This window comes from Candidatus Eisenbacteria bacterium, assembly GCA_035577985.1.
In the GTDB taxonomy this organism is placed as follows: Bacteria; Desulfobacterota; Binatia; order DP-6; family DP-6; genus DATJZY01.
The window spans coordinates 56269-75555 of sequence record DATJZY010000014.1 but is presented as its reverse complement, the minus strand read 5'-3'; the positions used below and the strand labels follow the sequence as shown (position 1 = coordinate 75555).

Annotated in this window: 23 protein-coding genes; 20 read left to right on the top strand and 3 right to left on the bottom strand. The window is 70.9% G+C overall.

The features are described from left to right. Positions 1-93 precede the first annotated feature (93 nt). The 19 genes from VMS22_01820 (at position 94) to VMS22_01730 (ending at position 15885) form a co-directional block, all read left to right on the top strand. Complete coding sequence (locus VMS22_01820) at positions 94-384, top strand: DUF2277 domain-containing protein (GenBank protein ID HXJ32752.1); 291 nt, start codon at positions 94-96, stop codon at positions 382-384. A gap of 42 nt (positions 385-426) precedes the next feature. Beyond that, complete coding sequence (locus tag VMS22_01815) at positions 427-663, top strand: hypothetical protein (protein HXJ32751.1); 237 nt, start codon at positions 427-429, stop codon at positions 661-663. Positions 664-672: 9 nt separating this feature from the next. After that, positions 673-1296: a class I SAM-dependent methyltransferase gene (locus tag VMS22_01810; GenBank protein HXJ32750.1), complete on the top strand. Its 624-nt coding sequence runs from the start codon at positions 673-675 to the stop codon at positions 1294-1296. 19 nt (positions 1297-1315) lie between these two features. Beyond that, positions 1316-2203, top strand: coding sequence for an MBL fold metallo-hydrolase (locus VMS22_01805; GenBank protein HXJ32749.1), 888 nt, complete (start codon positions 1316-1318; stop codon positions 2201-2203). 2 nt (positions 2204-2205) lie between these two features. Then, on the top strand, positions 2206-2658 hold the full coding sequence (locus VMS22_01800; protein ID HXJ32748.1) for a GNAT family N-acetyltransferase: 453 nt from the start codon (positions 2206-2208) through the stop codon (positions 2656-2658). Between the two features lie 10 nt (positions 2659-2668). Then, positions 2669-2866 (top strand): hypothetical protein, encoded by a 198-nt coding sequence (locus VMS22_01795; GenBank protein HXJ32747.1) that lies wholly within the window; start codon positions 2669-2671, stop codon positions 2864-2866. Further along, the gene (locus VMS22_01790; GenBank protein HXJ32746.1) at positions 2863-3222 is read left to right on the top strand and encodes a VOC family protein; all 360 of its coding nucleotides are present in this window, start codon (positions 2863-2865) and stop codon (positions 3220-3222) included. Before VMS22_01795 ends, VMS22_01790 begins: the two co-directional genes overlap by 4 nt. Continuing rightward, positions 3219-3638 (top strand): GNAT family acetyltransferase, encoded by a 420-nt coding sequence (locus VMS22_01785; GenBank protein HXJ32745.1) that lies wholly within the window; start codon positions 3219-3221, stop codon positions 3636-3638. The genes VMS22_01790 and VMS22_01785 overlap by 4 nt, the downstream gene beginning before the upstream one ends. 57 nt (positions 3639-3695) lie before the next feature. Next, positions 3696-4307, top strand: coding sequence for a carbonic anhydrase (locus VMS22_01780; GenBank protein HXJ32744.1), 612 nt, complete (start codon positions 3696-3698; stop codon positions 4305-4307). Positions 4308-4317: 10 nt separating this feature from the next. Continuing rightward, positions 4318-5937 carry a DUF3556 domain-containing protein gene (locus VMS22_01775; protein ID HXJ32743.1) on the top strand — a complete coding sequence of 540 codons (1620 nt, stop codon included), beginning with the start codon at positions 4318-4320 and terminating at the stop codon, positions 5935-5937. Between the two features lie 15 nt (positions 5938-5952). Continuing rightward, positions 5953-6201: a DUF1272 domain-containing protein gene (locus tag VMS22_01770; GenBank protein HXJ32742.1), complete on the top strand. Its 249-nt coding sequence runs from the start codon at positions 5953-5955 to the stop codon at positions 6199-6201. Beyond that, complete coding sequence (locus tag VMS22_01765) at positions 6198-6878, top strand: O-methyltransferase (GenBank protein ID HXJ32741.1); 681 nt, start codon at positions 6198-6200, stop codon at positions 6876-6878. Before VMS22_01770 ends, VMS22_01765 begins: the two co-directional genes overlap by 4 nt. A gap of 3 nt (positions 6879-6881) precedes the next feature. Then, positions 6882-7298 carry a hypothetical protein gene (locus tag VMS22_01760; GenBank protein HXJ32740.1) on the top strand — a complete coding sequence of 139 codons (417 nt, stop codon included), beginning with the start codon at positions 6882-6884 and terminating at the stop codon, positions 7296-7298. Between the two features lie 14 nt (positions 7299-7312). Further along, positions 7313-8005, top strand: coding sequence for a VOC family protein (locus VMS22_01755; GenBank protein HXJ32739.1), 693 nt, complete (start codon positions 7313-7315; stop codon positions 8003-8005). Positions 8006-8012: 7 nt separating this feature from the next. After that, entirely contained in the window at positions 8013-8420 is a 408-nt protein-coding gene (locus VMS22_01750) for a lysozyme inhibitor LprI family protein (GenBank protein ID HXJ32738.1), read from the top strand. Between the two features lie 57 nt (positions 8421-8477). Then, positions 8478-9482 (top strand): methyltransferase, encoded by a 1005-nt coding sequence (locus VMS22_01745; GenBank protein HXJ32737.1) that lies wholly within the window; start codon positions 8478-8480, stop codon positions 9480-9482. 95 nt (positions 9483-9577) lie between these two features. Then, on the top strand, positions 9578-12796 hold the full coding sequence (locus tag VMS22_01740) for a YncE family protein (GenBank protein ID HXJ32736.1): 3219 nt from the start codon (positions 9578-9580) through the stop codon (positions 12794-12796). After that, on the top strand, positions 12793-14937 hold the full coding sequence (locus VMS22_01735; protein ID HXJ32735.1) for a hypothetical protein: 2145 nt from the start codon (positions 12793-12795) through the stop codon (positions 14935-14937). Before VMS22_01740 ends, VMS22_01735 begins: the two co-directional genes overlap by 4 nt. 102 nt (positions 14938-15039) lie before the next feature. Then, a complete protein-coding gene (locus VMS22_01730; GenBank protein HXJ32734.1) occupies positions 15040-15885 on the top strand; it encodes an adenylate/guanylate cyclase domain-containing protein in 846 nt (281 codons plus the stop codon). A 27-nt stretch (positions 15886-15912) separates the two neighbouring features. Here VMS22_01730 and VMS22_01725 read toward each other — a convergent pair whose 3' ends face one another. After that, positions 15913-16347 carry a nuclear transport factor 2 family protein gene (locus tag VMS22_01725; protein ID HXJ32733.1) on the bottom strand — a complete coding sequence of 145 codons (435 nt, stop codon included), beginning with the start codon at positions 16345-16347 and terminating at the stop codon, positions 15913-15915. 92 nt (positions 16348-16439) lie between these two features. Here VMS22_01725 and VMS22_01720 point away from each other — a divergent pair, with 92 nt between their 5' ends. Then, entirely contained in the window at positions 16440-17849 is a 1410-nt protein-coding gene (locus VMS22_01720) for a zinc ribbon domain-containing protein (GenBank protein HXJ32732.1), read from the top strand. A 119-nt stretch (positions 17850-17968) separates the two neighbouring features. On the opposite strand, the gene VMS22_01715 is transcribed toward VMS22_01720, so the two are convergent. Next, positions 17969-18763 carry a hypothetical protein gene (locus VMS22_01715; protein ID HXJ32731.1) on the bottom strand — a complete coding sequence of 265 codons (795 nt, stop codon included), beginning with the start codon at positions 18761-18763 and terminating at the stop codon, positions 17969-17971. Then, a complete protein-coding gene (locus VMS22_01710; protein ID HXJ32730.1) occupies positions 18760-19257 on the bottom strand; it encodes a hypothetical protein in 498 nt (165 codons plus the stop codon). The genes VMS22_01715 and VMS22_01710 overlap by 4 nt, the downstream gene beginning before the upstream one ends. Positions 19258-19287: the final 30 nt, after the last annotated feature.

The following is a 19287-nucleotide window of genomic DNA, read 5'->3' as shown; positions in this document are numbered from 1 at the left end:
TCGCTTCCCGCTCATCTCCGGAGACCTCCTCCGCCCGACGTACCCGATGGGGGCCCATTGCGCAAAAGGTATTTGACGAATTAGGAGACGGTCATGTGCCGGAACATCAAGACGCTGCACAACTTCAAACCGCCCGCCACGCCGGAGGAGGTCCGTGCCTCGTCGCTCCAGTTCGTGCGGAAGCTCTCCGGCTTCACGAGGCCGTCCAGGGCGAACGAAGAAGTGTTCAACCGCGCCGTCGACCGGGTCGCACACGCGGCGCACGAGCTGCTGGACGCGCTCGTGACCAGTGCTCCGCCGCGCGATCGTGCGGCCGAGGCGCAGAAGGCGCGCGCCAGGACGGCAAAGCGCTTCCCGCCGTCGGAAGCGGGGAGCATCGCCTGAGGCGATTTCCGAGAGCTCCCGCGGGCGAGTACGCTGGCAGACGTGGCCGACGCCGTCGACAGCTTGATCCTCGATCTGCTCGAATGGATCGGCGCCCGGCGCAGGCCGTACGCGGAGGTCATGGACGCCTGGCGCACGTCGTGTCCGCGCCTTCCCGTGTGGGAGGAGGCGAACGAGCGAGGGTTCGTCGCGTGCCATCGTGAGGAGGGCGGCCGCGTCGTCTCGGTGACGCCGTACGGACGGCGGTTCCTCGCCGCGCAGCGTCCCCGGAGCGCGTAGGGACGGGACGTGAGCGTCGCGACGTTCATCGCGGGTCAGCTCCGCAAGCCGTCGGGGCTGTTCGGACGGCTCGTGGTCGCCCGCGTCTTGAACCGCAGCAATGCGGTCATGAACCAGCTCACGCTGAAGGCCCTCGCGCTCGTCCCCGACGATCGCGTGCTCGAGGTCGGCTTCGGCGGCGGCGACCTGATCGATCGCATGGCGCCGCTCGTCCCGCGCGGCCACGTCGCGGGTGTGGATTTCTCGCCCGAGATGGCGGCCTTGTGCGCCAAGCGCTTCGCCGCGCTGGTGCGGGCGGGGCGTCTCGAGCTTCGCTGCGCGAGCGTCGAGGCGATCCCCCACGCCGACGGCGAGTTCACCAAGGCGTGCACGGTCAACACCATCTACTTCTGGCCGCAGCCGGTGGCGGCGCTCCGCGAGATCCGCCGCACGCTGCGGCCCGGCGGACGCCTCGCCGTCACGTTCAACACGCCCGAGGCAGCCGGCAAGCTGCCCTACACGAAGTACGGCTTCACGCTCTACGAGCCCGCCCAAGTGCGCGCGCTGCTCGAGGGCGCCGGCTTTCGCGACGTCGAGCTCGTCGCCGGCCAGAGCCGGCTCGGCGAGTGCTTCTGCGCCGCCGGCACGAAGTGACGGACATCGGGGAGCAGGGATGACGACGCTCGACTGGTACGGCTGTGCGACCTTCCGGCTGCGGGCGGCCGGTCTCACGATCTTCCTCGACGCCTACATCGACCGCGTGGCCGGCGCGGCCGGCACCGGCCTCACGGCCGACGCGATCGACGCCTGCGACTGGATCGTCGTCGGGCATTCCCACTTCGACCACGTGTGGGGCGCCGAACGCATCATGCGCAACACGCGCGCGCGGCTCGTAGGCAGCTACGAGACGATCCGCGTCATGGAGACGGCGGGCGTGCCGCTGGATCGCATGATGCCCGTCGCCGGCGGCGAGACGATCGACCTCGGCGGCGGCGTGCGCGTGTCGGTATATCCGAGCCAGCACTCCTGTGTCTGGTCGCACGGGCAGATGGGGCAGGCGGACGAGGTGTGTCTGGGCGACCTCGGCGTCACGCTCCAGGAGCAGCAGCGCCGCTTCGGCGAGCTGGTGTCGCACCTGACGAGCCTCGGCGGTCCGACGCTCGAGCACCTGGTGTCGAGCAACCAGGGTGCACGCGGCGACGGCGGCGCGCTCGTCTACCTCTTCGAGACGCCCGACGGCACGCTCCTCTATCAGGACACGTCGGGGCACTGGACCGGCGTCCTGCGCGATCTCCGGCCGGACGTGGCGATTCTCGCCGCGGCCGGCCGCGGCAACATCGACGGCGAGCCCATCCAGGGTAGCCTCGCGCAGTTCGTCGCGCGGCAGGTGGACCTCGTGCGCCCGCGGCGCGTCGTGCTCTGCCATCACGACGACTGGCTGCCGGGCTTCTCCGTGGCGACGGACGTCGCACCGATCCGCCGCGAGATCGAGCGCGTGGCGCCGCGCACGGCGCTCGTCCAGCTCGGGTACGTCGACGCGACCCGGGTCCTCCCCGTGTAGCCATGGTCACGCTGCGACCCGCGACGCACGAGGACCTCGAGTTCGCGTTCGCCGCGTTGCGTGCAGCGATGCGGACGTACGTCGAGGCGACCTGGGGCCCGTGGGACGAGGGGTGGCAGCACCGGCTGTTCGCCGACACCTTCGTGCCGGCGACGCACCGGATCATCGAGCAGTCGGGGCGCGCGGTGGGCTGCATGGCCGTCGAGGAGAAGCCCGACCACGTGTTCCTGGCGCGGATCTTCCTGCTTCCCGAAGCGCAGGGACAGGGCATCGGCACGCGTCTCGTGGGCAGGCTCTGCGAGTCGGCGCATCGCCGCGGACTGCCGGTCGTGCTCACGATCCTCAAGGTGAACCCGGCGCGGCGGCTCTACGAGCGGCTCGGCTTCACCGTCGTCGGCGAGACCGAGACCCACTTCCGGATGGAGTGTCCGCCGCGCCCCTTGCCGGCGACCTGAGCCGTTCCGTATGGTCGCCTCGCTGCCGCGATCGCTCACATTCACGGGCCGGATCCGGAGCTTCTCGTTCGCGATCCGGGGCGTCGCGATCATCACCGGCCAGGCGAAGGACGTCGCCGCCGGGGCGGTGCTGATCGCGGCCGCCGGGGCATCGATCATCGGCGTGCTCGTGCTCGGGCCGCACGTGGTCGCGTGGGTCGGCGGATGATCGTCGGCGTCGACCACGTGCAGCTCGCGATGCCGAGCGGTCGCGAGGACGAGGCGCGCGCCTTCTACGCCGATCTGCTCGGCCTTCCCGAGCGCCCCAAGCCGGCGGCGCTCGCCCGGCGCGGCGGCGTGTGGTTCGAGAGCGGCGCGGTCCGGATCCATCTCGGCGTCGAGGTGGACTTCCGCCCGGCGCGGAAGGCGCACCCGGCGCTCCTCGTGCGCGATCTTCCCCTCCTGGTGAAGCGGCTCCGCGATGCCGGCGTCGACGTCGTCGACGACCCGCTCGAGGGCTACGATCGCGTGTACGTCTCCGATCCCTTCGGAAACCGGCTCGAGCTGATGGAGCCGCAGCAATGACGGTCCGGCCCTTCCGGCCTGCCGACCGCGAGGCGCTCGAACGCCTCTGGGCCGAGGTATTCCCGGACGACCCGCCACGGAACGCGCCGGAGCTGGTGATCGACCGCAAGCTGAAGGTCCAGCCCGAGCTTCTGCTGGTCGCCGAGGACGAAGGGACGCTCGTGGGGGCCGTCATCGCCGGGTACGACGGCGCCCGGGGGTGGCTTCATCATCTCGCCGTCGCGCCCGGACGTCGCCGGCGCGGGGTCGGAACCCGCCTCGTGCGTGCGGCCGAGGACGGCCTGCGCGGGCTCGGCTGCCCGAAGGTGAACCTGCAGGTCCGCGCGACGAATCGCGACGTCGTCGCCTTCTATCGACGCGCGGGCTACGAGGTCGAGGAGCGCGTGAGCATGGGGCGTGTGCTCGAGGACTCCTAGGCCGCTGGGGGGACGTGGATTGCGGCACCTGACGGCTTCGGCGATATCTTCGACGCCGTGATTCCCGCCTCCGAGGCACTCGACCGTCTCCGTGCGGGGAACGCCCGCTTCGTCTCGAACGTGCGCCGCACGGACTCGCACGTCGATCAGGCGCGACGCGCCGAGCTGGCGAAGAGCCAGGAGCCGTTCGCGATCATCCTCGGGTGCTCGGACTCCCGCGTGCCCGCGGAGATCGTGTTCGATCAGGGCCTCGGCGACCTCTTCGTCATCCGCGTCGCCGGCAACATCGTCGCGCCGTCCCAGGTGGGTAGCGTCGAGTTCGCGGCCGCGCGCTTCGGCACGCGCCTCGTGGTCGTGCTCGGCCATTCCCAGTGCGGCGCCGTCGTGGCGACGCTGGAGGAGCTGCGCAGACCCACGGAGAACCAGTCCCGCAACCTGCGTTCGATCGTCGATCGCGTGCGACCGTCGGTCGAGGCGCTCCTCGGCACCGAGCTCCGGCGCGACCCCGATGCGCTCGTGCGCCTTGCGGTGCGGGCCAACATCCACGCCTCGGTGAACCACCTCCGACACGGTTCGGAGCTGCTCGAGCAGCTGATCCGCGACGAGGGCCTGCTGGTCGTGGGCGCGGAGTACTCGCTCGAGACGGGCGCGGTCGAATTCCTCGCATGAGATCCGATCGATGACGGGGGCGGCGGCGCCGGTCCGCGTGCGCGAGAAGGGCTTCTCGGAGCTCGTCCGCGAGGGCTGCGAGGGCTACGTGATGCAGGGCATCGGGCTGCCGATGGCCGCGTACGTCTTCCACGCCGTGAAGCTGTGCCTGGTCGCGCTCGCCTGGATGTTCTTCTGCGGCGGGCCCTCGACCATCGCGTCCTGGTGGCTGACGCCGATCGCGTTCCAGAAGGCGTTCATCTGGGCCTGCGCCGTCGAGGTGATGGGATTCGGATGCATGAGCGGGCCGCTCGGCTTCCACATCTGGCCGCCGTTCACGGCGTTCCTCCACTTCCTGCGGCCGGGGACGACGAAGCTGGCGCCGTTCCCGGGCCTGCCGCTGCTCGGCGGCACGCGGCGCACCTGGCTCGACGTGATCCTCTACGCCGCCTTCGTCGCGTCGCTCTTCCGCGCGCTCCTCGCGCCGCAGATCGGGACCGCCGAGCTCCTGCCCATCGTCTGTCTGCTGCCGCTCTGTGGCCTCGCCGACAAGACGATCATCCTGGCGGCGCGCGTCGAGCATCACTTCGCGATGATCGTGTGCTTCCTGCTGGCGGGGAACTTCATCGCGGCGTGCAAGGTGGTCCAGCTCTCGATCTGGTTCTGGGCGGGCGTCTCCAAGCTGACCGTCGCCTTCGGGTACGTGATCCCGGTCATGACCGTGAACAACCCGCTCGTCCGCAGCGCGGCGGCGCGACGGCGCATGTTCGTCTCGTACCCCGACGACTTCGCGCCTTCGCGCCTCGGCAAGGCGATGGCCCACGCCGGCACGTTCCTCGAGTTCGCCGCGCCGTTGACGCTCCTGTTCGTGACCCACGCCGGGGCGCTCCAGGCGGCGGGGCTCGTGCTGGTCGTGATGCTGCACGGCTTCATCCTCGGCAACATGCCGGCGGGGGCCGTCTTCGAGTGGAACCTCGTCAGCCTCTACGCGGCGTTCTTCCTGTGGGGAGGCTACCCCCAGGTGACCGTGTTCGAGATCGGCTCGCTGCCGCTGACTGCCTACCTCGTCGTCGGCTGCTTCCTGCTGCCGCTCGTCGGCAACCTCGTCCCGTCCAGGGTCTCCTTCCTCGTCGCCATGCGTTACTACGCCGGCAACTGGGCGTGGAACGCATGGCTGTTCCGCGGCGACAGCCACAAGAAGCTGGATCGCCTGACGCGCGCGTCGCCGCTGCTGCGCGAGCAGCTCGAGCGCTTCGCGCCGCAGGAGGCGGCGAACATGGACTGCCGCGGCCTCGCGTTCCGCTCGCTGCACCTGCAGGGGCGCACGCTGGGACTCCTCCTGCCGCGCGCGATCGGCGGTCGGCCCTTCCAGGAATACCACTACGTCGACGGCGAGAACGTGGCCGGCTCGGTGCTCGGGTGGAACTTCGGCGAGGGTCACCTCTGCAGCGAGCGGCTGCTAGAGTGCGTCCAGGAGCAGTGCCAGTTCGAGGACGGCGAGCTGCGGGCGATCATGGTCGAGTCGCAGCCGCTGCTCGGCTCGACGCTCCACTGGCGCATCCACGACGCCAAGCGCGGCATGCTGGAGCAGGGCTACGCGTCGCTCGACGATCTCGCGCGGCGCGCGCCCTGGGACTACGGCGAGCGCTGAGATCGGAGGTGATCCATGCTGCAACTTCGCCCGAGCTGCGAGTGCTGCGATCGCGATCTGCCGCCCGAGTCGCAGGAGGCCGTCATTTGCTCGTTCGAGTGCACGTTCTGCCGCTCGTGCGCCGAGACGCGTCTCCACGGGCGCTGCCCCAACTGCGGCGGGGAGTTCGTGGCGCGCCCCCGACGTCCGCCGGGCATGCTGGCGAAGTACCCGCCGTCGACCGAGCGCATCTACAAACCCGAGGGGTGTGCCCAGAGACCATGAGCCAGGACCGGTGGACGGCCGTCGACCGCTACTTCACCGAGACGCTCGTGCGTCCGGACCCGGTGTTCGACGCCGTGCTGCGCGCCAACGCCGACGCGGGCCTGCCGCCGTACGACGTGTCGCCGAGCCAGGGCAAGCTGCTGGAGGTCCTGGCGCGCATCCAGGGCGCGCGCTCGATCCTCGAGATCGGCACGCTGGGCGGCTACAGCACGATCTGGCTCGCCCGGGCGCTGCCGCCCGGCGGGCGCCTCGTTACGCTCGAGGTCGATCCCGGCTACGCCCGGGTCGCGCGCGCGAACTTCGCGCGTGCCGGGGTCGCCGACGCGATCGAGCTACGCGTCGGGAACGCGCTCGAGACGCTCCCGCGGCTCGCCGCCGAAGGGTACGGCCCGTTCGACCTCGTCTTCATCGACGCCGACAAGCAGAACAACCCGCAGTACTTCACGTCGGCGCTCGAGCTCTCGCGCAAGGGTACGCTCGTCGTCGTCGACAACGTGGTGCGCGCCGGCGCAGTCGCCGATCCCGCGTCGACCGATCCGATCGTCCAGGGCGTGCGCCGTTTGAACGACATGCTCGCCGCCGACCCGCGCGTCAGCGCGGTTGCGCTGCAGACGGTCGGCAGCAAAGGATGGGACGGCATGGCGATCGTGCTCGTCACGGGCCAAGGGAGGGCGTGAGCGGTGGCCTCGGAGCCGTCCCCGCAGACCCCGCTCTACTCCCCGATGCAGGTCGGATGCGCCACGGCGCTGGGAGCCCCCATCGCCGGCTGCTGGCTGATGGCGTCGAACTTCCGCGAGCTGGGCGAGCCCGTCGCGGCCCGGCGGACGCTCGTGTGGGGCGGGGTCTTCACCGTGCTCGCGCTCGCTCTGGCGCAGTTCCTTCCCGACGGTTTTCCCAGCACGGCGCTGCCGGTGGCGTACACCTTCGTCGTGTATCGGCTGGCGAAGCAGCACCAGGGCACGGCGTTCGAGCAGCACCTGGCAGCCGGCGGCAGGAAGCACTCGTTCTGGCGGGCGGCCGGGATCGGCGTCGGCTTCCTGGCCGGGCTCGTCGGTGTCATCTTCGCGGCGATCTACTTCTTTCCGCTTGCACATTGAGAGGAGAACGAATCATGGGTCTTCCGAACGGCGTCCATCACCTCGCCATCGCCACCCGCGACATGAAGGCGCAGATCGAGTTCTTCACCCAGGTGGTCGGCATGGAGCTGGTGGCGCTCTACTGGATGCACGGGGTCCCGGACACGTTCCACGGCTTCCTGCGGCTCGGCGACAGCGCGTCGCTCGCCTTCGTGCAGATGCCCGAGATGCGGACGATCGAGCCGAAGCTGGGTCTCTCGCACGCCGGCTCGGCGGCGGCTCCCGTGGCGCCCGGGGCGATGCAGCACGTCGCCTTGAACGTCGAGTCGGAGGCCGATCTCCTCGCGCTGCGCGACCGCATCCGCTCGAGCGGCTACCAGGTTCTCGGGCCGATCGACCACGGCATGTGCAAATCGATGTACCTCTCGGCGCCCGAGGGGATCGCGCTCGAGTTCGCCACCTCCGCCGCCCCGATCGACGCCGACGAATGGATCGACCCCGAGGTGGTCGGCCTGTGCGGCATCGATGCGCAGGAGCTGGCCCGCTATCGCCGGCCCGCGGCCTTCGTCGCGCGCGGCGGCGCGGTTCCCCAGCCGCGGCCCGACGTTCGCCCGGGTCTCTTCCCGCCGGCGCCCCAGACGGCGGCTATCCTGGCGATGAGCGACGCCGAGGTCACGCGGATCCTCGACTTCACGACGCCGCCCGTTCCGAAGCGCGCTGCGGGCTGAGTTCTCCGTGCGCTCGCGAGTCGTGTGCGCGATCCTGCTCGCGACGGCGGCGCTCGCCGATGCCGAGCCCGCGGCACCCGTGCCGACCACCGCCGAGCTGCAGCAGAAGTTCGAGACGGCCGACGCGGAGCTCGAGCGCGCAAACGCCGAGGCCATGGGGCGGATCGATTGCCGGGCCGACATGCCGGCGGACGTCCGCCGGGCCTGGAGGAGCGCGATGGATCGCACGCAGGACGCGTGGCGACGGTACCGCGACCTCGACTGCAAGGAGGGCGCGCGATACCGCGGGTGGGGACCCGGCGCCGGTGACCGGATCGCGCGCATGTCCTGGGAATGCCTGGAGGCGGCGACGCGGGCGCGCATCGCGGTCGTGAAGGAGCAGACGAGCCAGATCCGCTGCGCGCCGAGGCCATGACCCGTCCCTGGAGTTCGGGCTGGACGGCCCAGCGCACCTGGGCTACCCGGACCTACGATGCCTGGCGCAGCGGCTCCGCTGGATCTCGTCCAAGCTCTGTGGTCCTTCATGCTGAGCCAGGCGCTCCACGTCGCTGCCAGGTTGGCCGTCTTCGACGCGCTCCACGACGGGGCCAGAACGGCCGGTGAGCTCGCGGAGGTTGCGTCTGCGCAGGAAGATCCCCTGAGGCGGCTCCTGCGATTTCTCACCTCCGTGGACGTGCTCACCGAGGACGACCGCGGACGATTCTCGCTCACCGCCCGGGGCGAGTTCTTCCGATCGGACCATCCGCAATCCCTTCGACCGCTGGCCATGATGTACGCTTCGCCCTATCTGTGGGGCGCGTGGGGCGCGCTCTACGACGCCGTGAAGAGCGGCGGACCGGTCTTCGATCGGGTCCACGGCGTTCCGTTCTTCGACTATCTCGGGACGCATCAAGATGACGGCGCGATCTTCAACGCCGCGATGTCGAGCGCGAGCAACGTCGACATCCCCATGGTCCTCGGTGCGTACGACTTTTCCGCCTTCCGGCGGATCGTCGACGTCGGCGGCGGCCAGGGCGCGCTGCTGTTCGCCATCCTCGAAAGCTCTCCCGGATCGCAGGGCATCCTGTACGACGCGCCATCGGTCATCGACGGTGCGCGAGACCTGGCTTCGCCCGGGATGGCGGCGCGATGCGAGCTCGTCGCCGGGGACATGTTCCAGTCCGTGCCGGCCGGCGGTGATGCATACGTGATGAAGCGAATCCTGCACGATTGGAGTGACGCCGAGTGCGTCCGCATCCTCTCGAACTGCCGTCGCGCCATCGCGCGCGGCGGGCGGCTCCTGGTCATGGACTCCGTCGTGAAGCCGCCGAACCAGCCCGATCCGGCAAAGTGGATGGATCTCAACATGCTCGTGCTGGTCACGGGTCGCGAGCGGACCGAGGCAGAGTTCGCGAAGCTCTTCGCCGAGGCAGGCTTCCGCCTGACGCGGGTCGTTCCGACGCCGCGGCTCGCGATCATCGAAGGCGTCCCGGTCTGAGGGCCCGAAACCCGCCGACAAGTCGCCTGCTTGGGGTCGGGCAGCAGCCTTTCGCCGTTGACAGGTCGACGTACCGCGCGGTACGTCCCATCGCGATGCGCGTTGGCCTCGGATCTGCGGTCCTGAGCCTCTTGTTCGCAACCGGGGCGCTCGCAGCCTCGAGCGGCCCCGTGCAGCTGGCGCCCGCGGGCGACGCCGTGTGGGTCGTGAACCCGGACTCCGGCACGGTCGCCCGCATCGAGACGGCGACCAACACGCGCACGGGCGAGTTCCCGGTCGGCCACCGTCCCCGCACGCTCGCCGCGACGGCGGGCGGGGTGTTCGTCACCAACCAGAAGGACGACACCGTCCAGCACCTCGGCCTCGACGGCTCGCCCGCCGGCGCTCCCGCGGCGCTCCCGTTCGGCTGCGCGCCCTACGGCATCGTCGCGAGCGCGGCGGGCGACGAGCTCTACGTGTCGTGTCAGGGCGCCGGCACGCTCGTGGTCCTGGGCGCGGACCTGACCGTCAAGCGGACCGTCCCGCTCGCCTGGCCCGAGCCGCGTGGCCTCGCCCTCGGCCCCGACGGCAAGGTCTACGTCTCGCACTTCGTCACCAAGGAGCCGAACAACGACGGTCACGTGAGCGAGGTCGATCCCGCCGCCGGCGCGGTCGCGCGCGTGTTCGCGATCCCGCCCGACTTCGCGACCTGCGAGACGACGGCGAGCGGGCAGGGCGTCGCGAACCTGCTCGACGCCCTCGCCGTGGCGCCCACCGGATCGCCCGCCGCCGTCGCGGGGCAGCTCTGGGTCGGCGGAACGCTCCACAACGTGCTGCGCAAGGGCCTCTTCCAGCGCAGCCGGTTCTTCCAGACCCAAGGCGGCATCGGGCTCTTCCCCGCGCTCGACTTCCAGTCGAACCCCGCGGGCGAGGGCGACGCCGCGCGACGCAACATCTACAAGCCGGCCTTCCACGACATCGCGCGCGCCGTCATCTGGAAGATCGATCTCGCGAGCGGCGAGCCGCGCGGCCGCCTCGACGTGGACAACGGGGGCAACGTCGTCGGGCTCGCCTTCTCGGCCGACGGCTCGACGGCCTACGCCGTCGATCAGATGGCGAACGGTTTCTACGCCTTCTCGACCGCGCGCGGCGCGAGTGGGAACCCCGCGAGCATGTTCGGACGCGTGGCGCAGAAGGGCACGGGCGGCGTCGCGTCCGGGACGGCGTGTGGGTGGCGCTCCGACGAGACCGACGCCGAGGATCCGTACATCCTCGCGCCGCAGGCGCGGCTCGTGCCGACGGGCGGCATGCTGCCGCTCGACGCGACCGCCCTCACCGCGGTCGCGACGGGCCTCGACTACGCGGTCGGACCGGGCACCATGGTCGACGTGCCGGACGGCGCCGGCACGACGCCGATCGGCCTCGCCCTCGGTCCCGGCGGCACCCATGCATTCGTCGCCGCCTACCTCGCGCGCAAGGTCGTGGTCGTCGCCGCGACACCGGCGGGCTTCCGCTGCCAGACGAACCCGGCGGCTGCGTGCACGACGCGCCTCGACTGCGGCGGCGGCGACTGCATGCCGCTCGTCCAGCAGGTGGTCTCGTCGACGGCGTCGGATCCCGTGCTGCCCGAGATCCTCGACGGCAAGATCCTCTTCTCCACCTCGGCGCGCGACGCCGCGGGGCAGCACGGTCCGATCCCGGCCTGGAACTCGATCGCGACGTCGATCATGCCGGGCGACGTCGTCAGCACGGCGCGCGACGGCGGCTCGCTGGCATGCACCTCGTGCCATCCGGACTTCGGCGGGCAGGACGGGCGCACGTGGGACTTCTCGCAGTTCGGGTCGAGCGCGCGGAACACGATGGACCTCCGCGGCCGGGCGAGCTTCGCGCCCGGCACGTGCGCGCACGATGCGAGCATCGCGTGCACGACCGACGCGGAGTGCCGCGCCGCGGGCGGCGGCGGGAGCGCGCGCTGCGCGGCGAACCCGCTCTTCGTCCCGCCGAACATCAGCGCGACGCCGTCGGTGCGCGAGAACTACTTCAACCCCATGGGCTCGACGCACTGGAACGGCGACCGCGACGAGGTCGAGGACTTCGAGTTCACGCTCCGCGAGCTGCTCGGCGCGGCCGACTGCGACGGCAACGAGCACAGCCCGACCGCGTGCGTCGGGGCGCTCGTCGTGCGCCACTCGCTCGCCGACGACATCCGCGTCGACCTCTCGCCCGAGCCGAACCGCCACCGCGGCGTGCGCCTCGATCACCTGGCGGACTTCGTCTACAGCCTGACGGAGTTCCCGCGCAACCCGAACCTCGGCGCGGGCGGCGCGGCGCCGTCCGACGCGGCCGAGCGCGGCCGGCTCCTCTTCAACGACCCGGTGGTCAAGTGCAGCTTCTGTCACAACAGCGCGCCGCCCTCGCCGCAGCAGTTCTCGGACAAGAAGCCGGCCATCGACTACGACCCGAACTCGACGCCGCGCGCCGACCTCAACAACCCGTTCTTCGTCCACGACGTCGGCACCGCCAACGTCTTCGACCAGACGAATCCACTCCGCATCGCGAGCGACGAGGACGGCCTGCTCGGGTTCACGCTGTTCCAGAACGAGCAGAACATGATCCCCGGCAACCGGGACACGCTGAGCGCCTACATCACCTCCGTGCTGAGCGACGCGTGGAACACGGCACCGTATCTGCACGACGGCACGGCCGCGACGCTGCTCGACGTCGTGCGGCCGTGCGCGCGGCAGTTCGGCGACTGCCTCGTGGCCGGCAAGGGACGAAACGTCAACGACCAGCACGGTGGAACGTCGTTCCTGTCGGCCCGGCAGCTGAACGACCTGGCGGCGTTCGAGGAAGCCGCGCACGGGCCGATCGGCGAGTCGATCGCCGTCCGCGGCACGCCGCTCGAGGTGCGAAAGCTTCGCGTGCGCTTCGGCAAGCGCGCGGGCGCCGACACCTTCGCGCTGGCGGCGACGGCGCGTCTGACGAGCGAGCAGCACTTCGATCCGGCGACCGGGTCCGTCGTGCTCTCCGTCGGCGTACCGGGTGGGTCGCGGATGACGCTCGTCGCGTGGGAGATCCCGAGCGGCGCCCTCAAGGGGAAGAACGGACGCTATCGCGTCAAGGGGAAGGGCGCGGGCGTCAGCGGTCTCAAGACCCTCACGCTGGTGGTGAAGGGCGGCAAGCTGACGCTCAAGGCCGCCGCGCGCACCGATCTCGCGTTCCTGCGCGGCGTGACGTCGGACTGGACGCTGGCGCTCGAGATCGGGCTCGACGTCGCCGGCGTCACGCGGCCGTTCAAGGCGAACAAGAAGGGCACGCTGGTGAAGGGCCCGTGATGCGGGCCGCCGTCGCGACCCTGCTCGTTGCCATCCTCGCACGCACTGCCCTGGCAGCCGATCCGTGCGCGACGACGGCGGGCACGGTCACCGGCACGGTGCGGGCCATGGGTGGCGGTCCGCTCGCCGGCGCGCGCGTACGGGTGCAGGCCTGTCTCGGCGCACCCGCGATCACCGACGCGGCCGGCGTGTTCACGCTGGCTGTTCCGGCCGGCCCGGCCGTCGTGGCCGCCGCCGCCGACGGGCACTACATCGGCTGCTGGAAGAACGGGGGGAGCGAGTGCGCCGGCGTCGCCCCGGGGGCGAGCGCGCTCGACATCGTGCTCGACCCGCTCCCGACCGACGACGACCCGGCGCACGTCTTCCGTGCCCCCGAGGAGTGCAAGACCTGCCACGAGGAGATCTACGAGCAGTGGTCGCGGTCGACCATGGCGTTCACCAATCGCAACCGCTGGGTCGACAACCTCTACAACGGCACCGACATCGGCATGGCGATGGGACCGCCGCCCGACCCGGCGAACCCGCCGTACTTCGGCTTCGTCACGAGCCACAACCTCGATCCGGCGAACCCGACGCGCAGCGGCGAGTGCGCGAACTGCCACCAGCCGGAGTACGTCGGCACCAATCCGACCAACACGAGCTTCAACCTCGCGAGCGGCGCCGACAAGCACGGCATCGCGTGCGCGTTCTGCCACAAGATCGTCGACGTCGACGTCTCGCCCGACGGCATCCGGCGCCCGAACCTGGTGGTCGGCGACCTGGGTCTGCCGGCGAAGACGACCATGCTGCGCTCGACCGCCGAGCCGCGTCTCGCCTTCGGACCCTACGACGATGCCACCTTCGACGGCGGGCTCGAGATGCGGGCGGCGTACGGGGCGGTGATCCACTCGTCCAAGCTCTGCGCCGCCTGCCACGAGGACCACGCCGACCCGCGCGACGCAAACGACGACTTCACCGAGACCTACGACGGGCCGCCGTCGCAGACGACGTACAGCGAATGGGCCGCGAGCCCGTACGCGGCGCAGGGCGTGCAGTGCCAGGACTGCCACATGCCGCTCGCCGGCCTGGACCACTTCTGCAACCGGGTTCCGTTCACGCGCGACCAGAGCCAGGTGCGCTCGCACGAGTTCCCGGGCACGACGCCGGAGTTCCTGCGCCAGGCCGTCACGTTGCGCGCTCGCTCCACCATCGACGGCGAGGACCTGGTCGTGCGCGTCGACCTCACGAACTCGGGCGCGGGGCACGACGTGCCCACGGGCGTGACGCTGCGGAACCTCATCCTGGTCGTGTCGCCCGCCACGAAGGACGGCGAGGCGCTCGAGCAGCGGAGCGCGCAGGAGGGCGGCGGGCCGCGCGTCCCCAACTGGGGCGGCGTCGGCGATCCCGCCGAGCACGACTTCGCGGGTCTCGCGGGCAAGGGCTACGCGCGCGTCCTCGTGGACGAGAACCTGGTCGAGAACGTGCTCTTCACCGAGGCGGTCGGCGAGTTCGACAACCGCGTCGCCGCCGGTGCGACCGACACGACGACCTATCGCTTCGCCCTTCCGAAGAACTGGGCCAAGCGCGACCTGCGAGTCGACACGCAGCTCTGGTATCGCCGGGCATTCAAGCCGCTCGCCGACCAGCGCAAGTGGACGCAGCCGTCGAACGGCAATCCGCACGGCACGCGCGGCGACGGGACGGACTACGACGGCGGTCTCGTGATCGCCGAGCGCCACAACCTCCTCACCTGTCGGGGCGGGATCGCGAAGCTCCGCGCGACCGGCGCCACGGACGGCACGCTGGCTCTCACCGGGACGCTCAAGCTCCCGCGCAAGACGAGCATCGACCCGGTGCGCGAAGGCGCGCAGGTGACGCTCGGGGTCGCCGGCGCCGCCACGCTCGCCGTCGACGAGGCGCTCACGGGCCTCGTCACCGACGGCACGACGATCAGCTATGCAGGCGCCGACGAGAGCATCGTGCGCTCGCTCGCGCTGACGCCGGCGGGAAAGCGCGGGTTCAAGGTCGCGCTCGCGCTCGCGGGCCTCCCCGCCGGCACCGTCGGCCAGAAACGCCTCGCGCTGGGGCTCGAGAGCGGCGACGTGTGCGCGCAGCGGGCGCTGCGCTGCAGGACGTCGGGCTCGACGGTCCGCTGCAAGTAGCGCTCCTGCAGCGGCGATATCGCCGAATGGTGTGGATCGGACCGCCGCCCCCCCGAAAGCTTGAGCCCGGCGACGCCATCGCATACCCTTCCGTCCAGGCGTATGACGCGCCCCCGAGTCCGCAGCTTCCGCAATCCGCAGGAGGTTCGACGGTTCCCCAACGGGCGCATCGAGACCGTCACCCACCAGGAGGTCACCGTCGGTCGGTTCGTCCTCGAGCCGGGCTGGCGCTGGTCGCGCGACGTCGGCCCGATCGCGGGCACGCAGTCGTGCCAGATGCATCATCAGGGCGTCGTCCTGTCGGGTCGGCTGCACGTCGAGACCGACGACGGCGTCGTCGGCGAAGTCGGCGTGGACGACGTGTACGACCTGCCGCCCGGACACGACGCCTGGGTGGTCGGCGACGAGCCGTTCGTCGCCATCGAGTTCGCGAGCGCCCACATCTACGGCGTGCCGGCCGACGGTGATCGCGTTCTCGCGACCGTGCTTTGCACGGACATCGTCGACTCCACGGCGCACCTCCGGCGCCTCGGCGACACGGCATGGCGCGAGCTGCTGCTCCAGCACAACCAGCGGCTCCGCCTGCAGCTCAACGCGTTCCGCGGTCGCGAGTTCGCCACCACAGGCGACGGCTTCCTCGCCGTCTTCGACGGAGCGGCACGCGCCGTCCGATGTGCCGAGACCATGGGACGCGCAGTCGCCGGGCTCGGCATCGCGATTCGCGCCGGCGTTCACACGGGCGAGGTCGAGTTCGTCTCCAATCAGGCTCGAGGGCTCACCGTTTACGAAGCCGTGCGGGTGGCGGGCATCGGACAGGCGGGCGACGTGCTCGTCTCCGCCACCACCAAGCTGCTGCTCACCGGCGCCGGGCTCGCGTTCGAGTCTGCCGGCGTCCACGAGCTGAAGGGGCTGGGCGAGCCGCGCGAGCTGTTCCGGCTCACGACGTGAGCGGCTCGCTGCTCGGATGCCGCCTCCTCACTGCGGGGCGCTCATGCGCCAGTGCTCCACGAGCGTGCGCTCGGTGATGCGCCAGCCGCCGGCGGTGCGCCGCCACCGGTCGTGGTACGTGGCGCCCGTGAAGAAGAGGTCGAGCCCGCCGTCGGCGCGCGTGCGGCCCATCGGGTTGTAGAGCGAGGACCGGCTGGTCGCGGTGTCGCCGGTCACCGTTATCTCGCGGTTGGTCACGATGTGCTGGCGCATGGCGAAGAAGGGGAGCACGCCCGCCAGCCACGCCTTCACCTCGGGGAACGCGCCGCGCATCCCGCCGCTCGACACGTAGTCGAGCACGGCGTCGGGCGTGAAGATGGTGTCGAGGAGATCCCAATCGCCGGTGTCGATCGCCCGGCAGTAGCGCGTGATCTGGTCGTCGATGGCGAGGCGATCGGCAAGGGCGCTCGGCTCGGACGACATCGCGGCGCCGCTTGTACGGCCGCGCCGTCGACGGCGTCAACCGGCCGCGATCGCGGCTTGCAGTTTCGCGGGCCGGATCGTAGCTTCGCCCGATGCCCGGAATCACGTCGTACGGTGCCTACATTCCCCGCCTGCGCCTCCCGCTCGCCGCAATCGGTGGCGGCGCGCCGAAGCCGGGCGGCCCCGAGAAGGCCGTCGCCGGCTGGGACGAGGACAGCATCACGATGGGCGTCGCGGCGGCCATCGACTGCCTGCGCGGCGTCGATCGCGCCTCGGTCGACGCGGTGCTGTTCGCGTCGACGACCTATCCGTTCAAGGAGAAACAGGGTGCGGCGATCGTCGCAAAGGCGCTCGACCTGCGTCGCGACGTCTACACCGCCGACCTCGGCGATTCCCTGCGCGCCGGGACGAACGCGCTCCGCGCCGGGCTCGACGCCATCCAGGCCGGGTCGGCCAAGCGCGTCCTCGTCGTCGTATCGGACACGCGCATGGCCGCGCCGCGCAGCGCACCCGAAAGCAATCTCGGCGACGCGGCGGCGGCGTTCCTGCTCGGCGACACCGAGGTCGCGGCGGAGATCCGCGTCGCGCACTCGGTCGCCGACGAGATCATCGACGTGTGGCGGACCGAGGGCGATCCCTTCGTGCACGCCTGGGAAGACCGCTTCGTCGTCGATCACGGCTATCGGCACAACGTGCGCGAGGTGGTGAAGGGGCTCCTCGCGAAGGCCGGCATCGGACCCAAGGACGTCACCAAAGCCGCCGTCTACGGTCCGGACGCACGCGCCCACGCGACGGTCGTGCGCGAGCTGGGGCTCGACCCGCAGGCTCAGGTGCAGGACGCTCTGTTCGGGAAGGTCGGCAGCGCCGGGGCGGCGCTGGCGCCGCTGCTCCTCGCCGGCGCGCTCGAGCAGGCCAAGGCGGGGCACAAGCTCCTCGTCGTCGCCTACGGCGACGGTGCGGACGCGCTGCTGCTCGAGACGACGCCGCTCGTCGAGCGGCTCGAGGGGCGGCGCGGCATCGCCTGGCATCTGGCCCGCCGCGCCGAGATGAAGAGCTACGACACCTACCTCCGCTTCCGGCAGTTCATCGCCACCGAGCACGACCGCCGCGCGGGCGCCGGTCTCTCGGCGACCAAGCACTTCCGCGATCGCGACGAGGACCTGACGCTCATCGCGCAGAAGTGCCGGCGCTGCGGCCAGGCGCAGTTCCCGCGCCAGCGCGTGTGCTTCTCGTGCTTCGCGAAGGACGAATTCGACAAGGTGCGCCTGTCGGACAAGGTCGGCGCCGTGCGCTCGTTCACCTTCGACAACTTCGCGGGCAGTCCGACCCCGCCGCTGGTGGCCGGCATCGTGGAGGTGGAGGGCGCACGCCTCTACCTACAGATGACCGACGTCGATCCGAAGGAGGTGAAGCTCGCCATGCCGGTCGAGCTCACCTTCCGCAAGATCCACGAAGCCGGCGGCACCCCGAACTACTTCTGGAAGTCGACCCCGCTCCGATAGCACGCCGAGCCAGGACTCCGTCTTGGCTCGGGAGCACCCGGACGTTCGAACTACGCGCGACCAGCGTGCCACCCGCACCCCATACTCGCCCCCGCCCCAAGACGTAGTCTTGGGGCGGACTACTTGGGCGGCGCGAACTGGACGAAGTAGGGGTAGCGCGTCACCTCGACGTAGCCCATGCGCCGGTAGATCGGCTCGCCCATGACCGAGGCCTGCAGCGCGACGAAGCGGGCGCCCATGTCGAAGGCGACGTTGCCGACGGCGCGCGTGCACAGCTCGGCGAGCCCCTTGCCGCGCGCGGCGGGCGTGGTGCCGACCCAGTACACGCCGCCGATCCCGTGCGTGAGGATGACCATGGCGGCCGATGCCGGAACGCCGTCCACGCAGCCGAGGATCGACACGATGTGCGGTGCCCGCACGACGCCCAGCTGCCCGAGCAGCTTCTCGGCACAGCCCGGCGGCATGCCGTAGGTCGCGTAGGCCTCGCCGTTGACGCGCGCGAAGGCGAGCGCGTCGTCGGCCGTCTCCACGCGGCGCAGCGCGACGCCGGGCGGCGCTACGGCGTCGGCGAGCCGGCGCTCGAGCACCATGCCGGGGCTGTCGCCCATCTGCATCATGCCCGCGGCCTCGCAGGCGGCGCGCAGGTCGGCGTCGCGCTCGCCGTGGAGCAGGATCGTGAAGCCGCGCCGATGGGTCGCGAAGAACCGTCGCGCCCGTTCGAGCACCGCGGCCGGCGTCACCGATCGATCGGTGCGGGCGACGCCGTTGGCCAGCACGGGGAGCGCGTCGCCGCCGATCCAGTAGGTGAGGCCGGGCTCGTCGAGCACGATCCCGCCCGCGCGTCGCGACAGCTCGCGGTACGACTCGACGTGGTTCAGGTCCGAGAGCTCGACGTGGGTCCCGTCCGCCGTCACTTGACCTCGAACGTCGTCGTGCCCACGGGGATGCTGTCGACCAGGATCTCGACGGTCCACGTACCGGGCGCGAGACCCTGCAGGGTCGAGTAGTGGAACTCGGTCGCCGCCGGGCCCGTGGTCTTGGTGCTCTGGTTGGCGATCAGGATCACGGAGTTCGCGGGATCGTGCCAGCGCGCCTGGAAGTTCACGAACTCGGCGGTGCCCTCGGTGCGCACGGCGACGTGGACGGTGTCCATCGGTGCGAAGGTGGTCGTCTTGGTGGTGATGTTCTTGTCCGGTCCGATCGCCGAGCCGATGTCGATGCCGACGACCTTGACCGACGGCTCCTTCGGCGCGGGGATCGTCGTCCCGGTGTAGGTCGCCAGCTCCTGCGCTTCCTTGGACGGCGGCTTCTTTGCCGGCGGTCCGGGCAAGGGCTCCGATCCTCCGCACGCGGCGAGGTACCCTGCGACGGCGAGCGTGAGCAGCGTCCGGCGAAGAAGGTGCGGCATCGGGTGCGGGGTACATCACGATGGTGCGTT

Excerpts from the sequence above, each read along its gene's own strand:
- VMS22_01730 (HXJ32734.1), top strand. The coding sequence starts at position 15,040 with ATGACGCGCCCCCGAGTCCGCAGCTTCCGCAATCCGCAGGAGGTTCGA.
- VMS22_01795 (HXJ32747.1), top strand. The coding sequence starts at position 2,669 with ATGGTCGCCTCGCTGCCGCGATCGCTCACATTCACGGGCCGGATCCGG.
- VMS22_01820 (HXJ32752.1), top strand. The coding sequence starts at position 94 with ATGTGCCGGAACATCAAGACGCTGCACAACTTCAAACCGCCCGCCACG.
- VMS22_01790 (HXJ32746.1), top strand. The coding sequence starts at position 2,863 with ATGATCGTCGGCGTCGACCACGTGCAGCTCGCGATGCCGAGCGGTCGC.
- VMS22_01770 (HXJ32742.1), top strand. The coding sequence starts at position 5,953 with ATGCTGCAACTTCGCCCGAGCTGCGAGTGCTGCGATCGCGATCTGCCG.
- VMS22_01710 (HXJ32730.1), bottom strand. The coding sequence starts at position 19,257 with ATGCCGCACCTTCTTCGCCGGACGCTGCTCACGCTCGCCGTCGCAGGG.
- VMS22_01755 (HXJ32739.1), top strand. The coding sequence starts at position 7,313 with ATGGGTCTTCCGAACGGCGTCCATCACCTCGCCATCGCCACCCGCGAC.
- VMS22_01725 (HXJ32733.1), bottom strand. The coding sequence starts at position 16,347 with ATGTCGTCCGAGCCGAGCGCCCTTGCCGATCGCCTCGCCATCGACGAC.
- VMS22_01720 (HXJ32732.1), top strand. The coding sequence starts at position 16,440 with ATGCCCGGAATCACGTCGTACGGTGCCTACATTCCCCGCCTGCGCCTC.
- VMS22_01785 (HXJ32745.1), top strand. The coding sequence starts at position 3,219 with ATGACGGTCCGGCCCTTCCGGCCTGCCGACCGCGAGGCGCTCGAACGC.
- VMS22_01765 (HXJ32741.1), top strand. The coding sequence starts at position 6,198 with ATGAGCCAGGACCGGTGGACGGCCGTCGACCGCTACTTCACCGAGACG.
- VMS22_01740 (HXJ32736.1), top strand. The coding sequence starts at position 9,578 with ATGCGCGTTGGCCTCGGATCTGCGGTCCTGAGCCTCTTGTTCGCAACC.
- VMS22_01775 (HXJ32743.1), top strand. The coding sequence starts at position 4,318 with ATGACGGGGGCGGCGGCGCCGGTCCGCGTGCGCGAGAAGGGCTTCTCG.
- VMS22_01800 (HXJ32748.1), top strand. The coding sequence starts at position 2,206 with ATGGTCACGCTGCGACCCGCGACGCACGAGGACCTCGAGTTCGCGTTC.
- VMS22_01805 (HXJ32749.1), top strand. The coding sequence starts at position 1,316 with ATGACGACGCTCGACTGGTACGGCTGTGCGACCTTCCGGCTGCGGGCG.
- VMS22_01745 (HXJ32737.1), top strand. The coding sequence starts at position 8,478 with ATGCCTGGCGCAGCGGCTCCGCTGGATCTCGTCCAAGCTCTGTGGTCC.